The sequence below is a fragment of the Roseateles puraquae genome (assembly GCF_002205845.1).
In the GTDB taxonomy this organism is placed as follows: Bacteria; Pseudomonadota; Gammaproteobacteria; order Burkholderiales; family Burkholderiaceae_C; genus Pelomonas; species Pelomonas puraquae.
In genome coordinates this window covers 68,105-84,730 of the sequence record NZ_NISI01000001.1, presented here as the reverse complement: position 1 = coordinate 84,730, position 16,626 = coordinate 68,105, and the positions used below count along the sequence as shown (strand labels likewise).

The following is a 16,626-nucleotide window of genomic DNA, read 5'->3' as shown; positions in this document are numbered from 1 at the left end:
GTGATGTATAACGGGCACGCCCTGGATGTCTGTCGGCCGTATCTAGGCCTGTCGCCCACGCATATCGACGGGGTTGAGCCGATGGGCGAGGTCGACACATTGCTGACCGTCGAGAACCTATCCACCTTCCATGAGTTGGCACGCCTTCCTTTGGCGGACCGGGGTTGCGCGTTGATCTACACAGCGGGCATGCCCAGCCCCTCATGGCTGCGGATCTACCGTCTGATGCTGAAGGCGCTACCTGATGCAGCTGAAGTCAGGCACTGGTGTGACATCGACGCCGGCGGGTTCCGAATTGCGAACCGGCTCGCCGCCGCCTGCCAAGATGAGGGGCGGGCACTCAGGCTGTACGGCATGGGTGGGGAGCTGAATAGAGAGACCCAAGAAGCAAGCGAGGGCGCCCGCAAGGCCCTCGACGATGGCGAGCTCCGGACGATTCGCCGGATCTGCGCGTCGCGCGACTGGAACCGGGAATGGGCCTTTGTCGACGAGCGAAAGCTTGCGTATGAACAGGAAGGCATGCGGGTCATCGTGCCGACGCCACGATAGTCAGGCGCCGCAGCTGTGCCTGGCGCTCGAGTCAAAGCTGCAGCGGGACGTACTTGGTCGTCTAGACAGATAGATTGAAGCGCTTCTCGAAGCGCTCTCGGATGACGAATTTGGGGGCGTGCTCGTCAGTCCTTCACGTCGACGCTGGCAATTCTCTTGGCCGTGGATACACTGCACCGCGTGAGACGCCTTTTCGTCATCCTGTTGATGATCGTCCTGCCGGTGCAGTTCACCTGGGCAGCGGCATCCGGGTTTTGCGGCCACGAAAGCGGCATTGCCGCGAAGCACTTCGGCCATCACGAGCACAAGCATTCCGGCCAGGCGCAGACCAAGGAAACCAAGGCGGCCAGCCTGTCGCATGCTGATTGCGAGATGTGCCATTTCGGCTTCAGCGTTCCGAGCGTGGATGTGCTGATCACCGCCGACTCACCCCCCAACCAGGATGTCTTTGCGGAGCCGCTAGAGCACGCGTCCCATATCCCTGGGCTGCCAGAACGACCTGACAGATTGCGCATCGCCTGATCCGGCGAGACGCGCGCTATCCCCTCTCTGACCTCGACGACGTCTCGTCGGATTCCCCGTTGGTTCATGCCACTAGGAGAATTCGATGCGAAAACGTTCGCTGGTACTTGCCAGCGCTGTGCTCATGTCCGCCGCCATGTGTTGGGTGGAGGTTTCAGCACAGCCGGCGTCTGCGCCGGCCGGTAAAGAGCCGGACCTGACCCTGGCTTTGGCTCTGCAGATCGCGGAGTCCAACAACGCCACCTTGCGGGCCACGCAGGCTCAGCTTGACGCCGCTCACGGCGCGCGCCGGGAGGCTCGTTCGCCGCTCTACAACAACCCGCAGGTGTCGATCGACCGCACGCGGCGGGATGTGCCGCAGGCAGGCTTGCCCACTGACCGCCGGTGGGAGTGGGGTGCGGGCATCACGCAGGCTTTGGAAATCGCCGGACAGCAGGGCCTGCGCCGTGACATCGCCGGCGCGTCACTCACGGCCGTACAAGAAGACATCGAGGCCACCCGGCGGGATGTTCGCGCCGAGGTGGCGCAGAAGTTCTTCCGCGTGCTCGGGCTGCAGCAGCGAATCACCGTCGAAGAACAGGCGGTGCGCCTGTTTGAAGGGACTGCCAACGCCGTTCAAAAGCGCAGGGCTGCCGGCGAGGACACCAAGCTCGACGCCAACTTAGCCGCCGTCGAGTCGGAGCGAGCGCATAACCAACTTGCCATGCTGCAAGAGCAGCGCGATGACGCCGCGGCTGAGCTAGGTGTCGCGATGCAGGCTGCCAGCCGCATCCTGCCTAAGGTTACCGGGGACCTGGAGCGAGGTCTGGATGCAGGTCTGCCGAACGTGGACGACCTGCTCGCGACAGCGTCCTCGCAGCCGCGACTGCGGTCGCTGACGGCGCGCGTCGACAGCGCGCGTTCCAAGCTTGGACTCGAGCGGGCAGGGCGGTACCCGGACGTCACAGTTGGCGTCAACGTCGGTCGGGAAGGCAGCATGGACGCGCGTGAGCGCCTCACCACGCTGTCGGTGTCCCTGCCCCTGCCGGTCTTCCGTCGCAACGACGCGGCCATCGGCCAAGCGTCCACGGACCTGACGCAGGCACAGATCGAACGCGAGGCGGCCCGGCGGGATCTCGACAGCCAGGTCCGGGTGCTCTGGTATCGCCTACAGAGCCTCAAGCAGAGGGTGCAGCGCCTTAAAGGCTCCGTGCTGCCCACGCTGGCGGACAACGAGCAGTTGTCTTTGAAGTCGCAGCGCGCGGGAGAGATTGGTCTCCTGGAACTCATCGTCGTGAACCGGCAGACGCTGGACGCGCGACGTGACCTCATCGACGCACTGGTCGATTTCCAGACCACCCGCATTGCCTTGGAACACGCCGCAGGGCGGGTTCCCGCCGAGGATCAAGGAACCCAACCATGAAGAACCGCCCAGTCGCCATCTTGGCATCGGTCGCAGCGATGGCCGTTGTCTTGGCTTTCAGTGGATGCGGCAAGTCCGACAAGCCTGATCCCGCCAAGTCTGCCGAGGCTCCCTCGGGAAAGGCCAGTGGTCCTGAAGGACTCAAGTTAGCGCCCGACGAGGCACAGCGTGCCGGCATCCAGTACGAGACCGTGCAAAACAAGCCGGTACCGGACGTCATCAGCGTCACGGCCACCATCCGCGTGAACCAGGACCGTATCGCGCGCGTCGCGCCGCGGGTCGAAGGACGCATCGTCGGGGTGTCGGCCAATCTGGGAGACCAGGTGAAGGCGGGGCAACCATTGGCCACACTGGACAGCCTTGCCATCGGTGAAGCTTCGGTGGCCTTGCTTCAGGCGCAGTCCACCGATCGTGCGGCTGAGGCGGACTTCAAGCGCGCATCCGCGCTGAACGCTGAGGAGATCATTGCGCAGAAGGACTTCCTCAGGCTCAAGGCCGAGCGCGAGCGCGCCGCTGTCGCCCTGCGTGCCGCCGAGGACCGGCTGAAGTTGCTGGGCGTGGATCCCAAGCGGCTGAGCCGCGTCGAATCCACGTTCCCGTTGACGGCGCCGCTGACTGGCACCGTGGTGCAGAAGAAGGCCACCGTTGGCGAATTGGGAACGCCCAGTGACCCGCTTTTCACCGTTGCTGACTTGTCGACCGTCTGGGTGGAAGCCAATCTCACCGAAAACCAGCTGGGCAAGGTGAGGCCCGGCGTCGCGGCGGGTGTGGTGGTGGCGGCCTATCCAGACCAGACCTTTCAGGGGAAGGTCACCTACGTGGCGAGTTTGCTGGACAAGGAGACCCGCACCATTCCCGCACGAATCGAGGTGGCCAACAGGGACGGCAGACTCAAGCCTGAGATGTTCGCCAAAGCGATCATCGATACGGGCGGCGACGCACCGACGTCTACGGCCATCAGCGTGCCAGATGCTGCCATCGTCCTCATGCAGGGGCAGCCGACCGTCTTCTTGTTCGCCAAGGGCGGGTACGAGCAGCGCGCCGTTGAGCTCGGCGACAAGCTCTCCGGACGTACTGTTGTCAAGTCGGGGTTGGTGGTCGGCGAGCAGGTCGTGATCGCAGGCACCTATGCGCTCAAGGCGCGCGTGCTGAAGTCGCAAATCGGCGACGAACACTGAGCAGGAGTCAACCATGCTCAATGCCATCGTCGACGCCTCCCTGCGCTACAAGGTCCTTGTCATCGTCGCCTTCACCGTGCTGGTGGGGCTGGGGGTACAGGCTTTCCGGGAAGTCCCTGTAGACGCGTTTCCGGACGTGACGCCCATACAGGTGAACATCTATACCGAATCCCCTGGCCTCGCTGCGGAGGATGTGGAGAAGCTGCTGACCACACCCATCGAAGGCGCCATGGCTGGCCTGCCGGGCGTGGAGGAGGTGCGTTCGGTCTCCCTCTTTGGCCTGTCCTATGTTGGCGTCTACTTCAAGGACAACGTCGACATCTACTTCGCGCGCCGCCTGGTTGGCGAGAAGCTGCAGGAGGCCAAGGAGCGCCTGCCGCAAGGCTACGGGGAGCCAGTGCTCGGACCGAACAGCTCCGGCCTTGGGCAGGTGTTCTGGTACACGATCGAGTCGGCGGACAGCAAGCTGACCGCGATGGATCTGCGCACGCTGCATGACTGGACAGTTCGGCTCATCCTGCGCACGGCACCGGGTGTGGACGATGTCATCTCTTGGGGCGGTCACGAGAAACAGTTCCAGGTCCAGATCGATCCGCGCAAGCTCATTAAGTACGGCCTGAGCTTTAAACAGGTGATGGAGCGCCTGGCAGCCAACAACAAGCAGGTCGGCGGCCAGTACATCAACCTCGGCGCGGAGCAGTACCTCGTGCGAGGCCTTGGGCTCGTCACAGGCACAGCTGACATCGGAACCATCGTCGTCGAGGAGCGCAATGGAGCGCCCATCTACGTTCGCGACATAGCCGAGGTGAAAGAAGCGCCGGCGTTGCGCTTCGGTGCCGTGACCCGCAACGGCAAGGAGACCGTGCTGGGCATGGCCCTGGCGCGCGTCAACGAGAACGCCAAAAGCGTCGTCGACGCGGTGAAGGCCAAGATCTCGACCGCCCAGGCGGCGTTGCCTAAGGGTGTAGAACTCAAGGCGATCTACGACCGCACGGAGATCGTCGCCAAGGCGTTGAAGACGGCCGAGAGCGCCCTGGTCGAAGGCTCGGTGCTGGTCGCGATCGTCCTGTTCCTGTTCCTGGGCGAGGTGCGCTCGGCCGTGGTGGTCATCGTGACCCTCCCGCTGGCCATGCTCATCGCCTTCCTGCTGATGAACCAGTTTGGTCTTTCCGCCAACCTGATGTCACTGGCCGGGTTGGCGATCGGGACCGGAATGATGGTCGACGGGGCTGTCGTCATGGTTGAGAACGCCTTCCGGCTTCTGGCCCACGCGAAGGAGTCGGGCGGGCCGATCGACAAGACGCACTTGATCCTCGAGGCTGCGCGCGAGGTGGCCAACCCGATCGCGTTTGCCATCCTCATCATCATCGTGGTCTTCATGCCGCTGTTTTCGCTCAGCGGTTTGGAGGGGAAGCTGTTCAAGCCGATGGCCCTGACCATCACCTTCGCGATGGCCGGCTCACTGCTCCTATCGCTGACCTTGGTACCGGTGCTTGCCGCTTTGATTCTCAAGCCTAAAGAGGAGAAGGACACCTTCATCGTGGCGCGCGCCAAGCGCGTGTACCTGCCGCTGCTGGACTGGGCGCTGGACAGAAAGCGCCTGGTCGTAGGCATCGCGGTCGTGCTGCTGATCGGCTCTTTGGCCCTGTTCCCCTTCCTGGGCAAGGAGTTCATGCCCCAACTGCAGGAAGGTTCCATCATGTTCCGGATCACCGGGATCCCGTCCACATCGCTGGATGAATCGATTCGGGTTTCGAACGAGGTGGACGCCAACCTGCGAAAGAACTTTCCGCAGGTGAAGACCGTGCTGGCAACCATCGGGCGCGCCGAACGGGGCGAGACGGCGGACGTGAACTACATGGAGGTGCTGCTGGAGCTCAAGCCGCAGTCCGAGTGGCCGGACAAGATCTCCTACGGTGGCCTGGCGTCCCAGATGCAAGAGTCGCTGGAGAAGCAGGTGCCGACGGCCGTCTTCGGCGCGACGCAGCCGATTCAGATGCGGGTGGAGGAACTGATCTCTGGCGTGCGCGCCACGTTGGCTCTGAAGTTGTATGGCGAGGATCTGAACACGCTGGACCGACTCACTGGTGAGATCAAAAACGTGCTGAACAAGGTGCCGGGCGTGGCCGACCTATCTGCCGAAGCCAACAAGGGCAAGCCGCAATTGGTCATCAAGGTCGATCGGGAGTCCGCAGCACGGTATGGGATCAATGCCGACGAGATCCTGGAGGTGGTTCAGGCCGGTATCGGCGGGGCCACGGTCAGCACGCTGATCGACGGAACCAAACGTTTCGATATCGCGGTACGCCTCGCTGACGAGTTCCGCGCCGACCCAGCTTCGATCGCGGCCATTCCGATCCGCACAGGGGAGGGTGCGCTCGTGCCGTTCTCGCAGGTGGCCAAGATCGAGATGGCCGAGGGCTACTCGTTTGTGCGCCGGGAATCGTTGCAGCGCTACTCCGTCCTGCAGATGGACGTCAAAGGCCGGGACGTGGACAGTTTCGTCAAGGAGGCCGGCACTCGCCTGACAGCTAACGTGAAGTTGCCGCCCGGCTACTGGGTCGAGTGGGGCGGGGCGTTCGAGAACCAACAGCGCGCCATGGCGCGCCTGGCGGTGATCGTGCCGCTGACCATCGGCTTGATCTTCATCCTGCTGTACACGGCATTCAACTCGGTCCGGCACGCGACGCTCATCATCGCCAACGTGCCCTTCGCCATCATCGGCGGCATCGTCGGGCTCTTCATCAGTGGCCAGTACCTGTCCGTGCCGTCAGCCATCGGCTTCATCGCGGTATTCGGCGTGGCCATGCTGAACGGCATCGTGATGGTCTCGTTCCTGAACGACCTGAGGCGCCAAGGCTTGCCGATTCGCGAGGCGGTGCGCCACGGGGCAGCGCTGCGCCTGCGACCGGTGCTGATGACGGCTTCGGTGGCCATCCTGGGTCTCATCCCGATGCTGATCTCGACTGGAGTCGGAGCGGAAACGCAGAGGCCCCTTGCCACGGTGGTGGTCGGCGGCCTTTTCACGTCGACGGCGCTCACCCTGCTGCTGCTGCCGCTCATCTACGAATGGTCCGAGTCCCGCGCGGCAGCACGTCAGGCCGCTAGGGAGCCGGCCGCGTCGCACGCCGCCAACGAGATTGGCGTGCACCACCCAGAACCACCCGAGGAGTCGACATGAAGCAGATCAAGGCCTACATCCATAGCCATCGCGCAGCAGACGTCATCGAGGCCATCAAGTCCACGAAGGCCTGGGAGATCCTGGACGGCGACCCGCATCACTACCACCTGAGCGCCACGCCTTCGCAGGGAACCCTTCCGCCGATCGACGACGCCGAACAGCACTTCTCCGTCAACCTCGGCCTCGCGGTGGTCAACGAAGTGCGGCTCGAGCTGCATTGCGACGACGACTGCGTCGATGAGATCGTCAAGGCGATCCGACGATCGGCGCGCACGGGCCAGCGCACGGCTGACCTCGTCGAGGAAACAGCTTTACAAGGACGTTCTGTACCTGACCAGCGTGCTATGGACGCATGCCAAGGTTGGTCTGGAGTTCGATCCTAAGGATGACGAGCCGCGTGGGGCGGCCAATCCGATTTCTGCGTGGCTGGTTCAGCTCGGGAAGCCGGAAACGGACGAGGTTCGCGTCGTGCTGGCAGAAGGGATTGATCGACCCGAAGGACGTGCCGACAAGGAGGACGTGCCAAGTGACGAATGAATCAGCGCTGCCTTTGACGGCGCTTTGGCAGAACGAGTTCAACGCCGACAACCTGATCGACTACGCACGCGCGTCGAAGGATTTGTCGGAGTACATCCGCGTGCTGGTCAAGGAGGGCTACCGGCACTTGGTCGTGCCTAGCCGAGGCGCAGTACCGTTCATCAGCGCTGCCGCGGCTGCCTGGCGTCTCGATATCCGATCGCTGCCGACCTATGACGAGCGCTTGAAGGAAATGAGTGAGCTGACCTACTCCCCGTTCCATCAGAAGCTCATCCTGCCGTTCTCCGCCGACCCGCAGGACGCAACGCAGACTACGGCGGCGATCAGGCGCTACTGGAGCCGCGTTCTTGCTGGGATCGTGCGACGTGACGGGACTGATCCCTACCTCACGTTCTACAAGGTACTGGTCGAAAACCTGGCCAAGAGGAACTGGCTGGCAGCGCTGCCCAGCAAGCTCCCAACCGAGAACTTCATCTTCGTGGACACGGTCGTATCAGGGCGTGCTATCTGCGAAATCTTCAGGGCCTTCGAAGAGGTTGGACTCGACAAGTGCCACTTCATTCTGATCGTCGACGCCCGGGGCGCGGAGGTGGCGCAGCGGTACCAGCGGGAGATCAAGGCGATGGCGGATCAGGGGCGGTGCACGGTTCTCCCCGTCAACAGGCTTTTCACGGAAGACCGCGGGCCTGCCGTCAGTGGGGTCTGGAGCACGGTCTATCCACAGATACTGGATGCCGTCCGACAGCGGTTTGAATGGGCAAGGGATGCCTATGGCGCAGGTACGTTCTATCACCAGGTGTCGAGCTCACAAGTGAAGCCTCGTCAGGGCATTGGGACCCCTGACTACAACATGCCAGTCACGCAGATGTATGCATCCCTGTATGTAGGCATCTCGACGGCAGTGAGGGCGCTGCGAGACGCCGAAGCGGCGGAGAAGAAGCTGGCCGATCAGGTCGGTCGCGAGTCGAGCGCCTTCGCGGAGATGCTTGCTGAGCGCCAGGCCGACATCGATCTCGACCTTCGCCGCCAACTCGAATACCAGCTCATGAAATTCCGGGAGGCTGTGGAGGAAATGAAGCCGTACAGCCCTTTGGACAAGGAGACAACCCGGATCCTGGCCGAACCCCGCGTTCATGAGGCGCATCCGGACGCCGTTGTGACGGTCTCAAGTTCCCACCTTGTGCGTGTCACGCTGCCTGACTCAGAGATCTCCCGGGTGATGCTCGAGGCTGAGCGGGAAATTGCGTTGGGCAAGGACGTGCTGGATGACGACTGGTTCCGGTAGGCCTACCGAGAACTGGAACGCGGTGGCGAGACCCGGCTGGCGTGTTCGAGCCACCGCGGCCGCCGCATCAGTGTTGATCTGTGGTCTGTTTATCCACGTGCTCAGCGCCAGCCACTTGCGTTGGATTCCTCAAGTTGGAGCTGCCCCTGGCCCATCGATCAGCGTCAGACTTGTACCCCTGCGCCGCGCGGCACCTGAGGTCGTCGCGGCCGTCCCTGCTAGAAGGCCTCAAGCGGCAAGCTCACGGACGGGATGGAATAGGGGCGCCGCGAGCAACGCGCAGCCGTCGGGCACGGCTCCAATGGCTGGTCAGGATGTAAATGCCGACAAGCAGCCAGGTGAGCCAGAACAGCTTGAACCCGGCACCGTGCCACCGCCGATCCGTCTTGATCTTGGCGTGGCCATGGCCGGCGCGCGCCCGGAGTTCCGCAGGATGGCCGATAGCGCTGGCGTCGCACTCCAGCTCGGCGGGCTGTCGAAGGACGAACGCATCGCGCTTGCAATCACTCGGACCGAGAAGCGCGATTGCCTGGGGCCGCGCAAGGACCTGAAGGCAGACCTGGTCCAGCTCGCGATCTACCTGCACACGGTGGCCAGCGGCAAATGCAAAGGACAGTAGCCGCGGGTCACGCTGGCGCCAACATGACGGATTTGTAATGCGAAGGCCACGCTTCCCGTTGGGGACGGATTTCTAAAGTTCCTTCCATGGTGAACGCCTCAGGTGGCTCTCCCGAGTCACCCGTCCGCCGAAGTAGGAACTCTCATGAACCGCACCATTTCCGCCTCCGCCCTGATCGCCAGCCTTGTGTTCGCCGTGGGCGCTGCCCAGGCAGGTACTGCCGCTGGGAACGACCGCATGTTCAACGGCAAGTCGGTCCACGGCGAGGCCGTCACCGCCACCCAAGGCGCGCGTGTGGTCAAGGTCGATGCTGGCAAGGCCATCAACGTGAACTGCGGCGACGTGGTGACGTTCCAGAGCGCGGGCAAGAGCTTCACGTGGAAATTCAGTTCCGCCAGCCATCGCGCACTCGACGTCCGCGACATCGCGCCCCAAGGCTTCACCGACAAGAAGTTGATGGTCTACGTGTCCCGCGCCGATAGCGAAGGCGCATGACCCTCCGAGCCCTGCGATCCGCGGTCGGAAACGAACCGCGGGTCTGGGCGAACAGCTTCCAGTAAGGCGAAGCACCGCTGCTTTGCGAACGATTTCACTGGAACAGCCAAGGCCAATTCACCCTCGTTTAACCGTTTCAAGACACAATCCGGTCCATGCGTCGCTGGCTGACCATCCTTTTGCTGTTCATCCTGCCCGTCCAGTTCGCCTGGTCGGCAGCGGCAGCCTATTGCCAGCACGAGCAGATCCCTGCCAAGGCGCACATCGGTCACCATGCCCATGAGCATGGGGTACCCGGTGATGCCGGATCCAAGGTGTCCGGCAAGCATCTCGACGACAAGTCGCCTTCCAAGGGCGGCAAGCTGCTCGGGGACAACGACTGTGGCTATTGCCAATTGAGCTTCGCGAAGCCGCTGGTGCCCGTCGCGCTGCAATTCGACAACAACGTCGCATTCACTCTGGACCCTGCGTCCAACCAGGCCTTCCGTTCGCGCGGGCCTGACCTCCTCGAACGCCCCAACTGGCGCGTCGCCTGATTCGGCGAGCGCAGTTTCGTTCCAACCCCTCTCGTTTGATGCGGCCCTAGCCGCAGCACTGCACTCGCCGAAACCCTCGCGTTGTCCCTACAACCCTGGAGTTTTCGATGCGCAGAACCTTCGTGCCGCTTGCATGCGCGGCACTCATTTCCTCCCTTGCCCAGGCGCAGTCGTCTGGGATCCCTCCCGCTTCCGCTGACGTTCAGATCGCTCAGGCGACAGTACCAGCCACCCCGACGGTCGCCCCGCAAACCACGCCGTTGTCCTTGAGGACGGCGGTCGACACGGCGCTGGCACAGAACCCCCAGCTTCGTGCCGCCGCAGCCGAGCTCGATGCCAATGACGGCACTGTCCGCCAGGCCGGCCTCATCCCGAATCCGGTGCTTGGCGTGGACCAAGAGGACCTCAAGTCCGGCACCCGCGTCACGACGATGCAACTCAGCCAGACGCTGGAGACCGGCGGCAAGCGAGCGGCGCGGGTTGAGCTGGCACAGCGCGGCAAGGACATTGCAGCGCTGGATCTGATCGCTCGCCGCGCTGACATCCGTGCCACGGCCGTCCAGGCCTTCTTTGACGCACTGACGGCCCAAGAGCGCGTCAAGGTCGCTGAAGAATCGCTGCGGATCGCCGGCAGTGGCGTTGATGCCGCCGCACGTCGGGTGACCGCCGGGAAGGTGTCGCCCACGGAGGAGACGCGCGCTCGAGTCGCTGCTTCAACCGCTCGAATCGATCTGCGCCAAGCGCAAGCCGAGAGTTCGGCCGCGCTGCGTGCGCTGACCGCCGTTATGGGCGTGCCTGAGGGCACCATCCAGCGCCTGGACGGCAGCGTCGACGTGTTGCCGGTAGCCCCGTCAGCGCCCGACATCATGGCGCGGCTGCCCGATGCGCCGGCCGTGCGCCGCGCTTTGCTTGAGGTCCAGCGCGCCGATGCGGGCTACACCCTTGCTCGTGCCAAAGGCGTGCCGGACGTGACTGTGGGCGTTGGTGCCCGCCGCGCCCAGGAACTGGGTCGGACGCAGGCTGTGTTCAGCGTGTCGGTGCCGCTTCCGTTCTTTGACCGGAACCAAGGCGCCCAGTTGGAGGCTCTGCGTCGCCGGGACGCCGCGCAAGCCAACGCCCAGGCCGAGGAGCTGCGCCTGCGCTCTGAAGTGCTGCAGATGGCAGACCTCCTGCAGGCGCGCAAGGACGAGGTCGAAGCGCTGCGCCGCGAGGTGCTGCCTGGTGCGCAGAGTGCTTACGAGGCGGCCAAGACCGGCTTCGAGCTCGGCAAGTTCAGCTTCCTGGACGCCCTCGATGCCCAGCGCACCTGGCTTCAGGTCCGCAGCCAGTACTACACCGCGGTGGCCCAAGTTCACCGCACTGCTGCAGAGATCGACCGCCAGCTCGGCACCACGACTGATCGCCCCTGAGGCACACCCAACATGAAATTCACGATGAACGACAAGCAAAGCACGCTCGACCGCCTGCGTGGCAGCCTGGGCAAGAAGCAACTGATCGCCATTGCCGCCGTGCTGGCGCTGGGCGCCGTCGGTACGGTGTCCATCCTTCGCATGGGCGGCAGTGCACCTGCCGCCGAGGAAGAGCATGGTCACGGCCACGATGAAGCAAAGGGGCGCGCCGACGGTGAGCACCATGGCGAGGCCAAGGGCGAAAAGGGTCACAAGGACGCCGAAGGTCACGGTGACGGCGAGCACCACGAAGAAGCCAAGAAGGGCGCCAACGGTGGTGACGTCATCGGCACGCAGAAGGAAGTCAGCGTTGAGCTTCTCCTGGCCGACCAGGGCGGATCTCCTCGCATCAAGCTGTGGCTGACCAAGGGCGGCAAGCCGCTGCAGCTCAGCCAGCAGCAAGTGGCTGTGACGCTGGAGCGTCCCGGGCAGAACCCCGAAAAGATCGCGTTCGCACTCGAAGGCGGTGCCCTGGTCAGCGCCCAGATCATCAGCGAGCCGCACCTGTTCAAGGGCACCGTTGAGGTTCAGACCGGCGGTGGCGTCGCCCAGTTCCCCTTTGTCAAGGATGAGGGTGCCGTCACCATGACCGCAGACCAGATCAAGGCAGCGGGCATCTCGCTGGATACCTCCGCGCCTTCAACCATCCGTTCGGCGCTCCAATTGCCCGGCGAGATCGCCTTCAACGAAGACCGGACCGCTCACGTCGTGCCGCGTGTTGGTGGCGTTGTGGAATCGGTCGCCGTGTCCCTGGGTCAACAGGTCGTGAAGGGCCAGGTCCTGGCTGTCATCAGCAGCTCCAGCGTCTCCGACCAGCGAGCCGAGTTTCAGAACTCCCAGAAGCGCCTCCAACTGGCTCGCACGACCTACGAACGTGAGAAGCAGCTCTTCGAACAGCGAATCTCGCCCCAGCAGGACGTTCAGCAGGCTGAGCAGGCCATGCGCGAAGCCGAGATCGCCGTCGCCAACGCACGCCAGAAGTTGCAGGCAATTGGCGCGTCGGCGGACTCGTCGGCCCTGAACCGGTTCGAGCTGCGCGCGCCCTTCAACGGGATCATCGTTGAGAAGCACATCGCGCTGGGTGAACAGGTGCGTGAGGACACCAACGTCTTCACCATCTCTGATCTGAAGTCCGTCTGGGCTCAGATCAATGTGCCCGCGCGCGACCTGCCGCAGGTGCGCATCGGCGAGAACGTGGTCATCAAGTCCACCGCCTTCGAGCAGAAGGCCGTCGGCAAGGTGGCCTATGTCGGCGCCTTGATTGGCGAGCAAACCCGCACGGCCCAGGCGCGCGTCGTTGTCGACAACCCCAACACCGCATGGCGTCCCGGCCTGTTCGTGAACGTCGAGGTCTCGGCTGGCGAATCCAGCGTCCCGGTCTCGGTGACTGCTGACGCCATCCAGACCATGGAGGGCAAGTCCATCGTGTTCGTCCGTACGCCGAGCGGCTTTGCGCCGGTACCGGTCGAGCTGGGTCGAAGCGACGGCAAGCGCACCGAGGTGACGTCCGGCCTGAAGGCAGGCGCGCAGTACGCGACGTCGGGTAGCTTCGTCATCAAGTCTGAAGCCGGCAAGGCCTCGGCCAGCCACGAGCACTGAAAGAGGCGTCCACATGTTTGAACGCATCATTCGTTTTGCCATCGAGCATCGATGGCTCGTCATGTTGGCTGTGCTCGGCATGGCCGCGCTGGGCGTCTTCAGCTACCAGAAGCTGCCCATCGACGCGGTCCCCGACATCACCAACGTCCAGGTCCAGATCAATACCAAGGCGCCCGGCTACTCGCCGCTCGAAACCGAGCAGCGCGTGACCTACCCGATCGAAACGGTCATGGCGGGCTTGCCCGGCCTTGAACAGACCCGCTCGCTGTCGCGCTACGGCCTGTCCCAGGTCACGGTGATCTTCAAGGAAGGCACCGACATCTACTTCGCCCGCCAGCTGGTCAATGAGCGCATCCAAAGCGCTCGCGGTCAGATGCCGGCCGGTGTGGAGCCGAACATCGGTCCCATCTCCACCGGCCTCGGTGAGATCTACCTGTGGACGGTCGAGTCGCAGCCGGGGGCAAAGAAGCCCAACGGCGAGCCTTACACGGCCACCGACCTGCGCGAGATCCAGGACTGGGTCATCAAGCCCCAGTTGCGCAACGTGACCGGTGTCACCGAGATCAACACCATCGGTGGCTATGCCAAGGAGTACCACGTTGCTCCCGATCCGAGCCGTCTGGCTTCCTATGGCATCACGCTGGCGGACGTCGTCAACGCGCTGGAACGCAACAACGCCAACGTGGGCGCCGGCTACATCGAGCGCCGCGGCGAGCAGTACCTGATCCGCGCCCCGGGCCAGGTCCGCTCCATCGCCGACATCGGCAACGTGGTCCTGCGCAACGAGGGCAGCGTGCCGGTCCGCATCAAGGATGTGGCCAGCGTCGAGCTCGGCCGCGAACTGCGCACGGGTGCGGCGACCGACAACGGCAAAGAAGTGGTGCTGGGCACCGTCTTCATGCTGATCGGCGAGAACAGCCGCACCGTTTCCCAGGCCGTCGACAAGAAGATGGCTGAGATCAACAAGAACCTCCCGGCCGGCATCCACGCCGTCACGGTCTACGACCGCACGACCCTGGTCGACAAAGCCATCGGCACGGTCAAGAAGAACCTGATGGAGGGCGCGATCCTGGTGATCGTCATCCTCTTCCTGTTCCTCGGCAACATCCGTGCGGCGCTGCTGACCGCGATGGTGATCCCGCTGTCCATGCTCTTCACGTTCACGGGCATGGTGAACCAAAAGGTCAGTGCGAACCTGATGAGCCTCGGAGCCTTGGACTTCGGGATCATCATCGACGGCGCGGTCGTGATCGTCGAGAACTGCGTACGCCGCCTGGCGCATGCACAGGAGCACAAGGGGAGGTCGCTGACGCGCTCAGAACGCTTCCACGAGGTGTTCCTGGCGTCGCAGGAGGCCCGGCGTCCGCTGCTGTTCGGGCAGCTGATCATCATGATCGTCTACCTGCCGATCTTTGCGCTGGCTGGCGTCGAAGGGAAGATGTTCCACCCGATGGCGTTCACGGTCGTGATCGCGCTGGTGGGCGCCATGATCCTGTCGATGACCTTCGTGCCGGCAGCCGTCGCGCTGTTCATCGGCGAGAAGGTCGCCGAGAAGGAAAACTTCCTGATGGGCTGGGCGCGCCGCGCCTATGAGCCGGCGCTGAAGCGTGTCATGAACGCCAAGCCGCTGGTCATCACCTTCGCGCTGGTCACGGTGTTCCTGTCCGGCCTGCTTGCAACCCGCATGGGCAGCGAGTTCGTGCCGAGCTTGAATGAAGGCGACTTCTCCATTCAGACTTTGCGGATCCCGGGCACCAGCCTGTCGCAGTCGGTTGCGATGCAGCAGCAACTGGAATCGACGCTGAAGACCAAGTTCCCGGAAATCGAGCGTGTGTTCGCCCGTACCGGTACCGCGGAAATCGCGTCCGACCCCATGCCGCCCAACATCTCGGATGCCTACGTGATGCTGAAGCCCGTGTCCGAATGGCCGGAGCCGCGCAAGACGCGTGACGAACTGGCCGCTCTGGTCAAGGCCGAGGTAGAGAAGATGCCGGGCCAGAACTACGAGTTCTCGCAGCCCATCCAGCTGCGGTTCAACGAGCTGATCTCCGGCGTGCGCTCCGACGTGGCCGTCAAGGTGTTCGGTGACGACATGGACGTCATGAACAACGCCGCTGGCCGTATCGCTGCGGTGCTGAAGGGCATTTCCGGCGCGACCGAGGTCAACATCGAGCAGACCACTGGCCTGCCGATGCTGAGCGTGCAGATCGACCGGGAGAAGACGGCGCGCTATGGCCTGAACGTCCAGGACGTGCAGGACACGCTGGCCACCGCCGTCGGCGGCAAGGAAGGCGGCACGATGTTCGAGGGTGACCGTCGCTTCGACATCATCGTTCGCGTGCCCGAGAACGTGCGCTCGGACCTGGAGGCCATCAAGCGCCTGCCGGTGCCTCTGCCTGCGAGCGGCACCAGCAGCGCCCGGAAGTTCATCCCGCTGAGCGAGGTGGCCGATCTGTCGCTGTCACCTGGTCCCAACCAGGTGAGCCGCGAGAACGGCAAGCGCCGCGTGGTGGTCAGCGCCAACGTGCGCGGCCGCGACATCGGCACCTTCGTCGCTGAGGCCGAGCAGGCCATCCAGCAACAGGTCAAGCTGCCCACGGGCTACTGGATGACCTGGGGCGGCCAGTTCGAGAACCTGCAGTCGGCGACGAATCGCCTGAAGATCGTCGTGCCGGTGTCCCTGCTGCTGGTCTTCACGCTGCTGTTCGTGATGTTCGGCAATGCCAAGGACGGCTTGCTGGTGTTCACCGGCATCCCGTTCGCGCTGACGGGCGGCATCGTGGCTCTGTGGTTGCGGGACATTCCGATGTCCATCTCCGCGGCAGTCGGCTTCATCGCGCTATCCGGCGTGGCGGTGCTGAACGGCCTGGTGATGATCTCCTTCATCCGCAACCTGCGGGAGTCGGGTCGTAGCCTGGACGAGGCCATCTTCGAAGGCGCCATCACCCGGTTGCGACCGGTCTTGATGACCGCGCTGGTCGCATCGCTGGGCTTCGTGCCCATGGCGATCGCTACCGGCACGGGCGCCGAGGTGCAGCGTCCGTTGGCCACGGTCGTGATCGGCGGCATCTTGTCTTCGACGGCACTGACCTTGTTGGTGCTGCCGGTGCTGTATCGCATCGCCCACCGCAAGGATGACGAGGAAGACGCGCCTGCGCCGCGCGCCAAGCCGGATCAGGAGGTGCTTGCATGAACGCACTGCCGCATTGCGCGGCGCACCGGCCGCAAGGCCGGTGTTTCGCGGACCTGAGCCTCTGGCATGGAGGGCGGCCGCA

13 protein-coding genes are annotated in these 16,626 nt (G+C 63.9%); all 13 read left to right on the top strand.

Translation table 11 applies throughout. The features are described 5' to 3' along the window. Positions 1 to 81: 81 nt before the first annotated feature. The 13 genes from CDO81_RS00395 to CDO81_RS00335 all read left to right on the top strand — a co-directional run bounded on the left by CDO81_RS00395 (position 82) and on the right by CDO81_RS00335 (position 16,544). Positions 82 to 549 (top strand): Wadjet anti-phage system protein JetD domain-containing protein, encoded by a 468-nt coding sequence (locus tag CDO81_RS00395; protein ID WP_158218121.1) that lies wholly within the window; start codon positions 82 to 84, stop codon positions 547 to 549. A gap of 180 nt (positions 550 to 729) precedes the next feature. Beyond that, entirely contained in the window at positions 730 to 1,071 is a 342-nt protein-coding gene (locus tag CDO81_RS00390; protein ID WP_144397098.1) for a cobalt-zinc-cadmium resistance protein, read from the top strand. Between the two features lie 85 nt (positions 1,072 to 1,156). Then, on the top strand, positions 1,157 to 2,473 hold the full coding sequence (locus CDO81_RS00385; protein ID WP_088481198.1) for a TolC family protein: 1,317 nt from the start codon (positions 1,157 to 1,159) through the stop codon (positions 2,471 to 2,473). Continuing rightward, the gene (locus CDO81_RS00380) at positions 2,470 to 3,651 is read left to right on the top strand and encodes an efflux RND transporter periplasmic adaptor subunit (RefSeq protein ID WP_088481197.1); all 1,182 of its coding nucleotides are present in this window, start codon (positions 2,470 to 2,472) and stop codon (positions 3,649 to 3,651) included. Before CDO81_RS00385 ends, CDO81_RS00380 begins: the two co-directional genes overlap by 4 nt. 13 nt (positions 3,652 to 3,664) lie before the next feature. Further along, positions 3,665 to 6,832: an efflux RND transporter permease subunit gene (locus CDO81_RS00375; protein WP_088481196.1), complete on the top strand. Its 3,168-nt coding sequence runs from the start codon at positions 3,665 to 3,667 to the stop codon at positions 6,830 to 6,832. Beyond that, entirely contained in the window at positions 6,829 to 7,215 is a 387-nt protein-coding gene (locus CDO81_RS00370) for a P-II family nitrogen regulator (RefSeq protein ID WP_193466477.1), read from the top strand. Before CDO81_RS00375 ends, CDO81_RS00370 begins: the two co-directional genes overlap by 4 nt. A 143-nt stretch (positions 7,216 to 7,358) precedes the next feature. Further along, positions 7,359 to 8,654, top strand: a complete 1,296-nt coding sequence (locus CDO81_RS00365; protein WP_158218120.1) for a hypothetical protein — start codon at positions 7,359 to 7,361, stop codon at positions 8,652 to 8,654. A 301-nt stretch (positions 8,655 to 8,955) separates the two neighbouring features. Then, positions 8,956 to 9,273, top strand: a complete 318-nt coding sequence (locus tag CDO81_RS00360) for a hypothetical protein (protein ID WP_144397096.1) — start codon at positions 8,956 to 8,958, stop codon at positions 9,271 to 9,273. 144 nt (positions 9,274 to 9,417) lie between these two features. After that, complete coding sequence (locus tag CDO81_RS00355; RefSeq protein ID WP_144397095.1) at positions 9,418 to 9,768, top strand: CzcE family metal-binding protein; 351 nt, start codon at positions 9,418 to 9,420, stop codon at positions 9,766 to 9,768. A gap of 155 nt (positions 9,769 to 9,923) precedes the next feature. Continuing rightward, positions 9,924 to 10,304, top strand: a complete 381-nt coding sequence (locus tag CDO81_RS00350) for a DUF2946 family protein (protein ID WP_088481193.1) — start codon at positions 9,924 to 9,926, stop codon at positions 10,302 to 10,304. 266 nt (positions 10,305 to 10,570) lie between these two features. Then, positions 10,571 to 11,713, top strand: a complete 1,143-nt coding sequence (locus CDO81_RS00345) for a TolC family protein (RefSeq protein ID WP_241516793.1) — start codon at positions 10,571 to 10,573, stop codon at positions 11,711 to 11,713. Between the two features lie 24 nt (positions 11,714 to 11,737). Further along, positions 11,738 to 13,351 (top strand): efflux RND transporter periplasmic adaptor subunit, encoded by a 1,614-nt coding sequence (locus tag CDO81_RS00340; protein ID WP_088481191.1) that lies wholly within the window; start codon positions 11,738 to 11,740, stop codon positions 13,349 to 13,351. Positions 13,352 to 13,364: 13 nt separating this feature from the next. After that, on the top strand, positions 13,365 to 16,544 hold the full coding sequence (locus tag CDO81_RS00335) for a CusA/CzcA family heavy metal efflux RND transporter (RefSeq protein ID WP_088481190.1): 3,180 nt from the start codon (positions 13,365 to 13,367) through the stop codon (positions 16,542 to 16,544). The last annotated feature ends 82 nt before the right edge of the window (positions 16,545 to 16,626 follow it).